12 protein-coding genes are annotated in these 13024 nt (G+C 69.3%); 4 read left to right on the top strand and 8 right to left on the bottom strand.

What is annotated here, in order from left to right:
* Window positions 1-48: 48 nt before the first annotated feature.
* Window positions 49-816 carry an SDR family NAD(P)-dependent oxidoreductase gene (locus tag M3677_RS12725; protein ID WP_251160732.1) on the top strand — a complete coding sequence of 256 codons (768 nt, stop codon included), beginning with the start codon at window positions 49-51 and terminating at the stop codon, window positions 814-816.
* Here M3677_RS12725 and M3677_RS12730 read toward each other — a convergent pair.
* From M3677_RS12730 to M3677_RS12750, 5 genes are all read right to left on the bottom strand, one after another.
* Window positions 773-3031, bottom strand: coding sequence for a beta-galactosidase (locus M3677_RS12730; protein WP_251155728.1), 2259 nt, complete (start codon window positions 3029-3031; stop codon window positions 773-775). The genes M3677_RS12725 and M3677_RS12730 overlap by 44 nt on opposite strands.
* Entirely contained in the window at window positions 3028-3927 is a 900-nt protein-coding gene (locus M3677_RS12735; RefSeq protein WP_251155727.1) for a carbohydrate ABC transporter permease, read from the bottom strand. Before M3677_RS12735 ends, M3677_RS12730 begins: the two co-directional genes overlap by 4 nt.
* Window positions 3924-4874, bottom strand: coding sequence for a carbohydrate ABC transporter permease (locus tag M3677_RS12740; protein WP_251155726.1), 951 nt, complete (start codon window positions 4872-4874; stop codon window positions 3924-3926). Before M3677_RS12740 ends, M3677_RS12735 begins: the two co-directional genes overlap by 4 nt.
* A gap of 11 nt (window positions 4875-4885) precedes the next feature.
* On the bottom strand, window positions 4886-6235 hold the full coding sequence (locus tag M3677_RS12745) for an ABC transporter substrate-binding protein (protein WP_251155725.1): 1350 nt from the start codon (window positions 6233-6235) through the stop codon (window positions 4886-4888).
* Between the two features lie 145 nt (window positions 6236-6380).
* Entirely contained in the window at window positions 6381-7442 is a 1062-nt protein-coding gene (locus M3677_RS12750; RefSeq protein ID WP_251155724.1) for a LacI family DNA-binding transcriptional regulator, read from the bottom strand.
* 372 nt (window positions 7443-7814) lie between these two features.
* Here M3677_RS12750 and M3677_RS12755 point away from each other — a divergent pair, with 372 nt between their 5' ends.
* A complete protein-coding gene (locus M3677_RS12755; protein ID WP_251160733.1) occupies window positions 7815-8213 on the top strand; it encodes a hypothetical protein in 399 nt (132 codons plus the stop codon).
* A gap of 25 nt (window positions 8214-8238) precedes the next feature.
* Here M3677_RS12755 and M3677_RS12760 read toward each other — a convergent pair whose 3' ends face one another.
* A complete protein-coding gene (locus M3677_RS12760) occupies window positions 8239-9186 on the bottom strand; it encodes a LysR family transcriptional regulator (protein ID WP_251155722.1) in 948 nt (315 codons plus the stop codon).
* A gap of 118 nt (window positions 9187-9304) precedes the next feature.
* Between M3677_RS12760 and M3677_RS12765 the strand changes: the two genes are divergently transcribed.
* Window positions 9305-10309, top strand: a complete 1005-nt coding sequence (locus M3677_RS12765; RefSeq protein ID WP_251155721.1) for a putative oxygenase MesX — start codon at window positions 9305-9307, stop codon at window positions 10307-10309.
* A gap of 20 nt (window positions 10310-10329) precedes the next feature.
* Window positions 10330-11379 carry a methionine synthase gene (locus M3677_RS12770; RefSeq protein WP_251155720.1) on the top strand — a complete coding sequence of 350 codons (1050 nt, stop codon included), beginning with the start codon at window positions 10330-10332 and terminating at the stop codon, window positions 11377-11379.
* Window positions 11380-11577: 198 nt separating this feature from the next.
* On the opposite strand, the gene M3677_RS12775 is transcribed toward M3677_RS12770, so the two are convergent.
* Window positions 11578-12360, bottom strand: a complete 783-nt coding sequence (locus M3677_RS12775) for a serine hydrolase domain-containing protein (protein ID WP_368859912.1) — start codon at window positions 12358-12360, stop codon at window positions 11578-11580.
* Complete coding sequence (locus M3677_RS12780; protein WP_251155718.1) at window positions 12257-12988, bottom strand: HTTM domain-containing protein; 732 nt, start codon at window positions 12986-12988, stop codon at window positions 12257-12259. Before M3677_RS12780 ends, M3677_RS12775 begins: the two co-directional genes overlap by 104 nt.
* Between the last annotated feature and the right edge of the window lie 36 nt (window positions 12989-13024).

Genomic DNA, 13024 nt, shown 5'->3' on the forward strand with positions numbered 1-13024 from the left:
GAGCGACATCGGAGCACCGTGGGCAGCACCGGACCCACAGGAGGAACCATGCTGCTCGAGGGCAAGACCATCGTCGTCACCGGCGGGAACAGCGGGATCGGTGAGCAGATCTGCCTCGCCGCCGCAGCGGAGGGCGCGAACATCGTCATCGACTACGTCGCCCACCCCAAGGCGACCGACTCGCTCATCGCCCGGATCGAGCAGGCCGGCGGCCACGCGGTCGGGGTCGACGCCGACATCACCAGCGCCGCGGACCTGCACCGCATGGTGCAGAAGGCCGTCGACGCCTTCGGCTCGCTCGACGTCCTCGTCAACAACGCCGGGATCGAGGACCGGAAGTCCCTGCTCGAGGAGACCGAGGAGGGCTACGACAAGGTCATGGCCGTCAACATGAAGAGCGCGTTCTTCGGTACGCAGGCCGCGGCGAAGCAGTTCATCGCACAGGGCAACGGCGGGCTCGTGCTCAACATCTCGAGCGTGCACGAGGACTGGCCGATGCCCGGCAACCTGGCCTACTGCGTGTCGAAGGGCGGCATGCGGATGCTCGCCCGGAGCGGCGGCGTGGAGCTCGGGCCGCACGGGGTCCGGATCGTGAACATCGCTCCCGGTGCGGTCGACACCCCGATCAACACGGCGACGACCTCCGATCCCGACAAGCTGGAGCAGCTCGACGACGCGATCCCGCTCGGGCGCCCGGCGAAGCCGCACGAGATCGCCGAGGTCGTCGTGTTCCTGGCGTCGGGCAAGGCCGCGTACATGACGAGCACCACCGTCACGATCGACGGCGGGATCTCGCAGGGCAGCGTCGGACTCTGAACGTCACCCGCTGACGGACGGCCACCACCTGCACGTCCCAGGCCCCGAGCGACAGCTCGGTCCCCGCCGCGAGCGCCGCGCCGTCGAGGACGTCCTCCGCGTCGACCGGCACGGTGAAGGTGCTCGGCGTCCAGGACCAGTTGTGCACGACGTGCACGGTCTCGCCGCGGGCGTTCGTGGCGGTCTGCACCGACTGGGTCTCCGACTGCGGCCGCCAAGCAGTCGCTCCGTTGCCCCGCTCGACCGCCCAGGCGGCGATCGCCGCGGCCAGCGCCGGGTCCGGCACCGTCCCGACGTACGTCACCCGTCCCGCACCGTGGGCTCGGGTGGTCACCGCGGCGAACCGGCCGTGGTGCGGGTGGTCGTAGTCGACGAGCACGTCGGCGTCGTCGACGAGCAGCCCGTCCGCCCAGCGGGTCGCCGTCGCGCCGGTCGGCACCGTGAAGCCGTGGTCCGCGGCAGCAGCGCCCGCGGACACCGGTACGCGTCGGCCGAGGTTGCTGAACTCGTCGTAGTGCACGCCGGCCGCGGTGTCGAGGAAGGCCGGCTTGCGCTCGAGTCGGGCGCGGGCCTCCTGGTCCTCGTACCCGGTGCGGATGCCGACGACCAGGTGTCCGCCGGCTTCGGCGTAGTCCGCGAGCCACCGCAGCTGGTCGTCCGTCGCGATGGTGAACGCCGCTGCGACGAGGACCGGGCGCTCCCGGGCGACCACGGCTGGATCGCGGTCGAACACCTGCGAGGAGTGCACCGTGTTCGCCTGCAGGCCGGCCTCGAACACCCCGCGGGCGAACGCGTCGTACACGGTCTGCCACGAGCGGCGGTCGGGCTCAGCGCCGTCACCGAGCGCCGGGTGCTCGTTCAGCGCCCACTTCGACTCGTTCGAGAACAGCAGGGCGACGTCGGCGTGCGGCCGGAGCCCGGCGACCCGGTCACCCGCGTGCCGGAACTCGGCGCCGATGCGGGCGATCTCCTCGTAGGTGCGCCCCGGCTGCTGCGAGTGCGGCAGCACACCGCCCCAGTAGGTCTCGACACCGAAGTGCAGCGTGTGCCAGTGCCAGTACTCGATCATCGACGCCCCGCGGGAGACCAGCGCCCACGCCGCCTGCCGCCACTGGCCCTCGTAGGCGGGTTCGTTCATCCACGAGAAGCCGATCGCCTGCGCGTTCGTCTCGGTCACCAGGAACGGGGCCTGCTTCGACCCGTACATCCGGTCGCCGGTCGCGACGACGGACCACGCGCCGGAGGACGTCCAGTACTGCGGGGCCTCGTCCGTGTTGGGCAGTTCGAGGGCGTCCTGCATCCGGTAGTACGGGTTGCCCGCGGTGACGTCGAGGGCCCGGGTGAGAGCGTCGTCCTCCACCGTCGGTCGCTCGTAGGAGATGCAGGTGGTGACGAACTGGTCCTCGCGGGCGTACTCGCGCACGATCTCGGCCTGCCACGCGATGAAGTCCGTCGTGAGGGACGCCTGGAACCGGCGCCAGGCGAGGTCGTACTGCGGCTGCACGTTGCCGTCCGGTGTCCACAGGTCCGCCCAGGTCGAAAGGCGGTGGGACCAGTAGGTCAGGCCCCACTCCTCGTTGATCCGCTCGACGCTGCCGTAGGTGTGGCGGAGGTGGTCGACGAAGCGCTGGAAGACCTCGGGGTTGGCGATGAGCTCGTTCCCGGGCTCGTTGTCGACCTGGTAACCGATGACGGCCGGGTGCTCGGCGTACCGGGCGACGATCTTCCGGATGACCCGCTCGGCGTGGAACAGGAAGGCCGGGTGGGCGTGGTCGATCTCTTGGCGGGCGCCCCAGCCCATCGGCTCCCCGGCCGTCCGGCGTCGCACGTTCACCTCGGGCACGATGCGGGCGAGCCACATCGGCAGCGCGTAGGTCGGCGTGCCGAGGATCACGCTGATGCCGTGCTCGTGCGCCGCGTCGAGCACGGGCGCGAGCCACTCGAGCTCGAACCGGCCGTTCTCCGGCTCCCAGGTGCTCCAGACGGACTCACCGACCCGGATCACCGTGAAGCCGGCCTCCTGCATGAGGCGCATGTCCTCGTCGAGCCGTGGGGTGGGCTGGTACTCGTGGTAGTACGCGGCGCCGAAGAGGACGCGGTCGTGCTGCATGGTGCGGGGTGCTCCGTTCGTGGTGCGGTGGTCCGTGGTGCGGTGGCCCGTGGCGCGGTGGCCCGTAGCGCGGTGGCTCGTGGTGCGGTCCGAGGTGTCGGTCATCCCTTGACCGCCCCCGCGGTCAGGCCGTCGAGCAGCTGCTTCCGGAGGAGCAGGAACACGAGGATCGTCGGCACGCTCGCCAGCACGGCGCCGGCGAGGACGAGGTCGTACGACCGGTTCTCCGATGCGAAGATCGCGTTCAGCCCGAGCGGCAGCGTGTACTGGTCGGAGTTCGACACCAGCACGAGCGGCCAGAGGAACGAGTTGTAGCTCTGCAGGAAGCTCCACACGGCGAGCGCCCCGAGGGACGGCCGGAGCAGCGGGAGCACCACGCGCCGGAAGGTCCCGAACTCCGAGTTGCCGTCGATGCGAGCGGCCTCGATGATCTCGTCCGGGATCGACTGGGTGATGAACTGCTGCATCATGAAGATCCCGAACGCCGGCGCCACCCAGGGCACGATGAGCGAGAACCAGGGGTTCGCGAGCCCCGACTTCACCACGAGGATGAAGAGCGGCACGAGGATCACCGCGAACGGGACCGACAGCGACGAGAACATCACCGCGAACAGGACCCGCTTGCCCCGGAACCGGAACTTCGCGAACCCGTACCCGGCCATCGCGCACACGAACACCGACACGACGGTGGCGATCACGGCGGTGCCGACGCTGATGCCGAACCACGCCCAGAACGGCTGCGTGGTGAGCAGGTTCACGTAGTTCTCGCCGGTGGCCGGGCTCGGGATGAGCGTGGGCGGCGTGGAGAAGATGTCGCCGCGGCGCTTGAACGAGCCGGACAGCGCCCACAGCAGCGGGAACACGAACACGAGCAGCAGCACCACGAGCGTGGCGTAGAGCAGCCCTCGGCGGGCGATCCACCCGGGGGTGCGCGGCGGGCCGGACCGTGGGCGGCGTGCGCTGCCCCTGGTGGTCACGGCCTCGGTGACGGTGGCGGTCATGCGTCCCTCCCGATGGCGAGTGCGCGGTTGAGGATCTGGCTGACGCCGAAGACGACGGCGAAGAGCACGACCCCGGCGGCGGCGGCGTAGCCGAACTGCTGCCGCTCGAACGCGGCGCGGTAGATGAACATGGCGACGGAGAGCGTCGCTTCGCCCGGGCCGCCCTTCGTGAGCAGGTAGGGCTCGTCGAACAGCTGGGCGGCGCTGATGAAGCTCGTCACCACGACGAAGGCGGTCACCGGACGGATCGCCGGCAGGGTGACGTTCGTGAACTTCCGGAAGGTGCCGGCCCCGTCGAGCGAGGCGGCCTCGTACTGCTCCGGGGAGACGTTCTGCAGCGCAGCGAGGAAGAAGATCGTCAGGTACCCGACCGTGCGCCAGAGGAGCACGAAGCCGATCGCGACCTTCGCGAGCGTGGGGTCGCCGAGCCAGTCGGTGTCCGGCAGCCCGAACAGTGCCCCGAGCGTGGCGTTGAGCAACCCGTAGTTGGTGTCGAAGACCAGGCTGTAGATGAGCGCGATGACGATCGGCGACAGCACCATCGGGATGAAGAACGTGACGCGGAACAGGTCACGCGCTCGGAGTCCCTTGGCGTTCAGCGCCTGCGCGACGAGGAGCGAGACAGGCACGATGACGAACACGGCGATGAGCGTGTAGATCAGCGAGTTCACCAGGGCCGTGCCGAAGCTCGTGTCCCGGAACAGGTTTGCGTAGTTCCTCAGACCGATCCAGTTCGGCGTCCCGAGGCCGACCCACTCGGTGAGCGACAGGTACAGGGCGGCGAGCACCGGCACGATCATGAACAGGCCGTAGAGCACGTAGAACGGCGCGATGAACAGGTACGGGGCACTGCCGCCGTTCGTGTTGAGGCGGCGCCGCCTGCCCGGTGGATCGGCTGCAGCGGGCGGAGCGGACACCGGGATGCCGGTGGCGGTGGATGTGGACAACGTCGTCCTCCTCAGGCGCGGGTCTGGCCGCGGAAGTCGGCCGCAGCGGCGTCGAGCGCCTGCTTCGGGGAGATCTGGCCCTTGTAGGCCTTGATGAGGTAGCCGCTCAGGACGGTCTGCAGGATGGCTGCGTTCGCGCTCTGGTGCTGCGAGGGCACCTCGTCGATGACCGACTCGTAGACGCCGAACAGCTGCTGCCCGCCGAAGTACGGGTCGCTCAGCGCTGCGAGCCGCGGGTCGTCGTACACCGAGCGGAGCGTCGGCAGGTACCCGAGGTCCTCGTACCGCTTCACCTGCTGGTCGGGGTCGAGGTACGCGGCGAGCACGAGGTCGATGCCGGCCTGCGTCAGGGGCTTGTCGCGGAGCACCGCGAAGCCCGTCCCGCCGCCGACGCTCGTCGTGCTCCCGCCGCCGGCGAACCGCGGCAGGTTGCGGACCCGCCACTTGCCCTCCTGCTCGGGCACGTTCGGCTTGATGCCGTAGCTCGCGTACCAGGAGGGCATGTCGACCGCCAGGATCGTGCCGCCCTTGAGCCCGGACTGCAGGCTCGGGCCGTACATGTCGGCGACCGTGGCGATCGCGCCGGACTGCACGCCGTCGACCAGGAACTGCAGGGTGCGCTCGGCCTCGGGCGTCTGGATCGCGATGTCGCCGGACTCGTCGTACAGGTCGCCGCCGCGCTGCAGCAGCAGGATCTGGTAGCTCTGCAGCGTGCCGCCGGGGTCGGTGACCGCGACCGCGTGGAGCGCGACACCCTTGCTCTTGTTGAGCTTCGCGCCGACCGCCATCGTCTCCTCCCACGTGGCCAGGTCGTCGGGGATCCCGAGCGCCCGGAACTGGTCGGCACGGTGGTAGTAGACGCAGAGCGGGGTGTCCGAGTCGAGCGCGTACAGGCGCCCGTCCTTCGAGAACGGCGTCAACCGGGCGCTGATCAGGTCGTCCCGCTTCGACGCGACGGACGACGACAGGTCGCTCAGCAGCTCCTTCGCGATGTCGCCGCGGAGCATCCGGCAGAACGCGCCGATCTCGAGACCGGCGACGTCCGGCGTCCCCGTCCCCGCGACCGCCTGCGCGATGAGCTTCGTCGGGATGTCCGCCGCCGCGATGGTGGTGATGTCGAGGGCGTAGTCGAACCGCGACCCCCGGTCAGCGACCGGGAGCGCCTCGGTGAAGAACTTCTCGTAGCCGGGGTCGTGCGTCCAGAAGGACAGGTCGGCCCTGCCCGAGCGGACCGCCGCGGTCGACTGCGGCGAGCAGGCGGCGAGCAGCCCGCTCAGTGCGAACGCACCGCCGGCGGCGGCGCCCCAGCGGAGCAGGTCGCGCCGGCTGGGCGCTCGGTGACCGTCACGGACGGGAGGCACGGCTCCCGTCGTTCCGGGAGGTCGCGTTGGTACTGGGGTCACGTGCTGACTCCTGACGTCGTCGTCGGGGTGATCGATGGGTGTCGGCGAGCGCTCGTGAGCGCTCACTCGCCGGACCGACGCGAGTTGCGCCTCCCGGCCGGGTTCAGTCGATGGGGCGGAGGTGGTGGCGCTCGGCGGAGGGCGGCGCGCTGGTGGCGCGCGTGATCAGCTGCCCCGGGAGCATCCGGTGCCGCTCGGCGGGCGGGTGGCCGTCGAGGGTGCGGAAGAGGCGGTGCATCGCGAGACGGGTCGACTCGTCGAAGTCCTGGCGGATCGTGGTCAGGGGTGTCGGCAGGAAGGCGGCGATCGGCATGTCGTCGAACCCGACGATGCTGACGTCCTGCGGCACGGACAGCCCGGCCTGCTGGATGGCGGACATGGCGCCGATCGCCATCTGGTCGTTCGCGACGAAGACCGCGGTGACGTGGGGACGGGCGAGCAGCGACCGCATCGCGTCGTGGCCGCTCTGCGGCGACCAGTCCCCCTCGACGGGTGCATGCTCGGCGACACCCGCGTCCTGCAGGGCGGCGCGCCAGCCCTGCTCGCGGCGGACGCTCGACGTCCAGTTCGCCGGGCCCGCGATGTGCCAGACGGTCTCGTGACCGAGGGCGAGCAGGTGGTCGGTTGCTGCGAAGGCGGCACCGCTCTCGTCGAGACCGACGGCCAGGGTGTTCTCGCGGTCGGCGACGTCGGGCGGGCCGAGTGTCAGGACCGTGACGCCGGCCGGCATGCGCAGTTGGTCCATCTGGTTCTCGACCGGCTCGGACAGGACGATCGCCTCGACGCCCTGCTCGACGAGGGAGTCGACCGCGGGCTGGAGCTCCTCGGCCGAGGCCGTCACCGTGCGGACGATCGACAGGGCGTAGCCGTTGGAGCGGCAGGCCTGCTCGACGCCGGTGAGCATCGCGGTCGGGCCGTACAGGTCCGTGCCGATCGTGATGATGCCGACGCGGCGGGAGCGCTGGGACTTGAGGGTTCGTGCGGCGGCGTTCGGGCGGAAGCCGAGCTCGGCGATGGCGGACTCGACCTTGGAGCGGACGGCCTCGGTGACGTGGGGTTCGCCGTTGACCACGCGCGAGACGGTCTTCTGCGACACACCGGCGAGGGCGGCGACGTCGGTCATCGACGCTGGGCGGAGGCGGCGCACGGGGGCGATGTCGCTCATGGGCCAGCTCCTTCGCTGCGTCGGGTGGTCACCCGCTGAGCGGGTGTGGGAGCAAGACAACCACGCGGCTGACTACGTAGTCAAGAGGGTTTCGACAGTGCGGACGTGAGGCGCCGCTGCCGCGGTACGCTCAGCCGAGGAACGACGAGCGACGGCCCGAGGACAGGGAGACGAGATGACCGCGGACCACCGAAGGGTCGGACCACGCTCGAGGTCGGCCTCGGCATCGTCGCCGGAGCGGATCCCTGACCGATGCGGACGGTGAGGGAACACGTCCGTGCGGTGATCGCCGTCGTCACTGCGGCGACAGCGATCGTCGTCATCACCGGTTGCAGTGGAGGAGGCCCCGTGGACTCGGAGAGCAACGGGCCCGTGAGCACTGCCGAGGCCCGGCAGTCCGTGCAGGACATCGTCGACCGGACTGCCTCCTCGCTCGAGGGCGATTGGGAGGTCTCCAGCGGGCCCTCGGTCGAGCAGTGCAGCAAGAGCGACGGCAGCGACGGCGCTGCCTACAGGTACATCACGGCTCTCGCGGAGCCGACCGGTGAACCCGAAGCGGACATCGCCGTCGTCGAGAAGCTGTGGGAGGAAGCCGGGATCACCACGCAGCCGTACGAGAGCGGGGGCGACGACCCGATCCTCGGTCTCCGCGGCGCAGGTGGCCCGACCACGTCCATCAGCTTCCTGGCGGACACCCGTCGGTACACGGTCTCAGCAACGTCCGAATGTGCTGACGGGGACGCCGTCGAGATGCAGGGCAACGGGGAGTGACGAGCGGCGGAGATCCTCGACGGGATCAGTGCGCCCCGAGCAGCTCGACCCCGTAGCTGACGACGACCGCCCGCAACTCCTCCAGGTACGTCTGCGCCTGCTCCGTCAGGGGCACCGAGGAGTGCGCGATCCACCCGATCTCGATGCGCTCGTCGACGTCGAGCGGGATGGCGACGATCTCCGGGTCGAGGTCGTCACTGATGAGCCCGGTCGAGATCGTGTACCCGCCGAGCCCGATCATGAGGTTGAAGATCGTCGCCCGGTCCGACACCCGGATCTCCCGCTTGCTCGACATCGTCGACAGGATCTCCTCGGCCAGGTAGAAGGAGTTGTTCGCACCCTGATCGAACGTCAGGCGCGGCAGTTCGGCCAGGTCGTCGAGCGTCGCCCGCTCCTGCGACGCCAACGGGTTCCGCCGGGCGACGAAGACGTGCGGCTGCGCGACGAAGAGCGGTGTGAACACGACCCCGGCGTCCCGCATCAGCTTGCCGAGGACCTGCCGGTTGAAGTCGTTGCGGTAGAGGATGCCGAGCTCGCTCCGCAGCGTCCGGACGTCCTCGATGATGTCCCACGTGCGGGTCTCGCGCAGCGAGAACTCGTACTGGTCGGCGTCGGCGCCCTCGACCATCCGCACGAAGGCCTCGACCGCGAACGAGTAGTGCTGGGCCGACACCCCGAGCAGCCGGCGCGACGCCTGGCGCCCGACGTACCGCTGCTCGAGCAACGACACCTGCTCGACGACCTGGCGGGCGTACCCGAGGAACTCGACGCCGTCGACGGTGAGCACGACCCCACGTGCGGACCGGGTGAAGAGCGGCCGGCCGATGCGAGCCTCCAGGTCCTTCATCGCAGCCGACATGGTCGGCTGCGAGACGTAGAGCAGGTCTGCGGCCGCGCTGATCGATCCTTCGGAGGCGACCTCGATGAAGTACCGCAGCTGCTGCAGGGTGATGTCGTTCGCAACGCGAGCCATAGGAACAGGCTATGCGACTGGATAGCGTCTCGGTATTACCTGATGACCCGCGCCTCCCGTCATGATCGGAGGACCTTCCCACAGTGCCCGCGGGCGCTCGACGACCGGACTCCGGACCATGGCGAACGACATCACCTTCAGCATCAGCAGGACACGCTTCGACGAGGACTACTCCCCCGCCGAGAGCTCCCGCCTGACGACGAACTTCGCGAACCTGGCCCGCGGGGAGCACCGCCAGCAGAACCTCCGCAACGCGCTCGCGCTGATCAACGGGCGCTGCAACGACCTGGCCGGTCACCCGGACGCGGATCGCTACCGCGTCGAGCTCGACATCGTGTCGGTGACGATGCAGTTCGAGGACGGCGGTCTGGTCGAGCGCTTCCCCTTGATCGAGGTGCTCGACGTCACGATCGTCGACCAGCACTCCGGCGAGCGCCACCAGGGCATCGTCGGCAACAACTTCTCGTCGTACCTCCGCGACCACGACTTCGCCGTCCGCCTGCCGTCGGCTCCCTCGCTCCCCGCCGACTTCGGGCTGCTGCACGGACAGCTCTTCCAGCACTTCCTGCGGTCGGACGCGTTCCGGTCGGAGTTCGACGCGGAGCCCGTCGTCTGCATCAGCGTCTCGACGAGCCAGACCTACCGACAGACGGGCTTCGTGCACCCGGTCCTCGGTGCGGAGTACGAGCACGAGCACTCGTCGCTCACCGACGACTACTTCGGTCGCATGGGCATGCAGGTCCGGTACTGCATGCCGCCGGGGTCCAAGGCGCCGCTCGCCTTCTACTCGCGCGGCGACGTCCGCACCGACTACTCGAACCTCCAGTTGATCGGCACCATCGCCACCATGGAGACGTTCCAGAAGATCTACCGGCCGGAGATCTACAACGCGAACGAGGTCGCGCCGAGCACGTTCCGCCCGACCCTCGACCACGACGACTGGACGTCGACCGGCATCGCCTACGACCGCGAGGAACGCAGCCGCCTCGGCGTCACGCAGGGCCGGTGGACCGAGGAGCACCTCGTCACACCGCACCGCGACTTCCTCGACCGCTGGCTCGCCGAGCAGACCGCACACGCCGGCCAGGCTCTTCCCGCCGCCCCCGCTGCCCTCACCCACTGACCGACTGGACCCCCACGCGCATGAGCACGCTCCTCCCCACCGCGATCGTCGGCAGCCTGCCGAAGCCCTCCTGGCTCGCCGAGCCCGAGCGACTCTGGTCCCCCTGGCTGCTCGAGGGTGACGCCCTCGTCGAGGGCAAGCAGGACGCGCTCCGCTCCGCTGTCCACGAGCAGGAGCGCAGCGGCATCGACATCGTCAGCGACGGCGAGCAGACCCGGCAGCACTTCGTCACCACCTTCATCGAGCACCTGGACGGCATCGACCAGGAGCGCAAGGAGACCGTGCGCATCCGCGACCGCTACGACGCCGCCGTGCCCACGGTCGTCGGCGCGGTGAGCCGCCCGGAGCCGGTGTTCGTCGAGGACGCGAGGTTCCTCCGCGCCCAGACCGACCGGCCGATCAAGTGGGCACTCCCCGGCCCGATGACCATGATCGACACCCTCTCCGACCAGCACTACAAGAGCCGCGAGAAGCTGGCGTGGGAGTTCGCGACGATCCTCAACCAGGAGGCACTCGAGCTCCAGGAGGCCGGCGTGGACGTCATCCAGTTCGACGAGCCAGCCTTCACCGTCTTCCACGACGAGGTGCAGGACTGGGGCGTCGCCGCACTCGAGCGCGCCGCCGAGGGCCTGCGCGCCGAGACCGCCGTGCACATCTGCTACGGCTACGGCATCGAGGCGAACAACCGGTGGAAGGAGACCCTCGGCGCCGAGTGGCGGCAGTACGAGCAGTCCTTCCCGCTCCTGCAGCAGTCCTCGATCGACATCGTCTCCCTCGAGTGCATCCACTCCCACGTCCCGCTCGAACTCGTCGAACTCATCCGCGGCAAGAAGGTCATGCTCGGCGCGATCGACGTCGCCACCGAGCAGGTCGAGACGCCGGAAGAGGTCGCCGCGGTCCTCCGCCGCGCCCTCGACCACGTCGACGCCGACAAGCTCATCCCGAGCACGAACTGCGGCATGGCGCCGCTGGCGCGCGGGGCGGCTCTGCAGAAGCTCGGTGCGCTCTCCGCGGGTGCGGACATCGTGCGCGCCGAGCTCGCGAACGTCGCGGTACCGGCAGCGCGGTAGTCCCCTGCTCCGCAGGACGGCTCGCCCCAACAACGGGGCGAGCCGACCGCCGTGTCCCCGCCTGCGCTGGTCTCGATCCGGCCTGGAGGCAGGGGTCGCTCCTGGCGGGTCGGTCACATGTGTGGGCACCTGCGCGTCGGCGCGGGGCTGGCCGCCAGTCAGCTCGAGTTGGTCACCTCCTGACCGCCGCGGCTCATCTCATCGACGTCGCTCGCCACGCCCTGCGAGCTCCCGTTCGATGACGGCTGAGGCGATGCGGTCCGGAGTGAAGAGCCGCTGCGCCAAGGCATGTACGACCGCCGTCACGCCACCCGCAGACACGATGGCAGCACCTGCAGCACGTACCTGTCCGTTGATCCAGATCGTCGCATCCCGTCGTTGCCAAGCAACCGTCCGCGCCGGGCCGTCCAGGTCTCCCAGAGCCCAGTCCGCATATCGGCACAGGTCCTCGAACGTCGACCAGACGCCCCCTGCAGCTGCATAGGGCGACCCGGTCATCGTCCACGGCTCGACGGGCCGACCAAGCCTCCGCGGCACGACTCTGGCTGTCTCCAGTGGAGCTGTCGTGGCCGTGGTGATGCCCGCTGGCTCGAGGACCTGCTTCCGTACCGTTCGGAACCAGTTGCCGTCGACGTCGTCGAGTAACTCACCGAGCAGGGCGTAGCCGAGGTTCGAGTACGCAAACTGTCCGCGGTCTCCGCTGCGAACGACGCTGTCCGGATCCAGAGGGGCTCCGATCGTCGGAAGGTACGGATCGCGGAACGGCACCAGTCCCATACCGACGTGCAGGCGAGGGAGTCCCGAGGTGTGCTCAATCAGGTCTTGGACGGTGAAGTCAGCCTCCGGGAACCAGGGCGCGAACTGACGGACCTCGCGATCAAGCGGAAGCACCATCGTCGCAGCGGTCCCCACGAGTCCCTTGGTGATACTTCCCCACTCGACCAGAGCAGCCCTTGCGTACGGCCCGCTGGCGGGACGCACAGAACGCCAGCCCCGCTCGTCGCCGATGCTCGCCCGCCAGTGTCGCCGTACTCTCAACAGATCTCTCATCAACTGTCTCCTCTCGACAGCCGGCCAATGCGCGGCGTAGCAGGGCCGCCCGGCGGTGCAAGCGCACCACGTGATGGTTCACGAAGAGAAGGTCGTACGCCGCCATGACGAGCGCGAACGACGTGAGCCCCATCAGCACTGCAATCGCCAGATGGAACGTCAGCATCACCGCAACAGCCAACGGTCTTCCTTGGCGGAAGAGCACGAGCACTGGGAAGAAGACCGATGCGAGCACGGTCGCGTACGCGCCGATGACGAGAACCCAATCCGATTGCAGGACGAACGGCGTCACGCCGGGCAGGAAGAACTCCGGAACGCTCAGGATGTAGTACAGCGCGGTTCCGTCCTGCCACAGCTGACCCTGGACCTTGTACAGGCCCGCCATGAGGTACACGACCACGACCTGCGTCACGAGCAGGAGGAGTCCGGTGTTGTTGCACACGCTCGCGATCACCCCGACGGGCTCGGAACGGATTCGACGAACGGTGAAGGCGGAGTAGCACCGCGTGAGGAGGAGGAAGCAAGTCGCCGTTGAGGCGAGCGCGTCGCCGCCGTCCATGAGCCCCGGATTCGCCATGTACAGCGACCAGAGCAG

Origin of the sequence: Curtobacterium sp. P97 (assembly GCF_023712445.1) — a bacterium.
Classification (GTDB): domain Bacteria; phylum Actinomycetota; class Actinomycetes; order Actinomycetales; family Microbacteriaceae; genus Curtobacterium.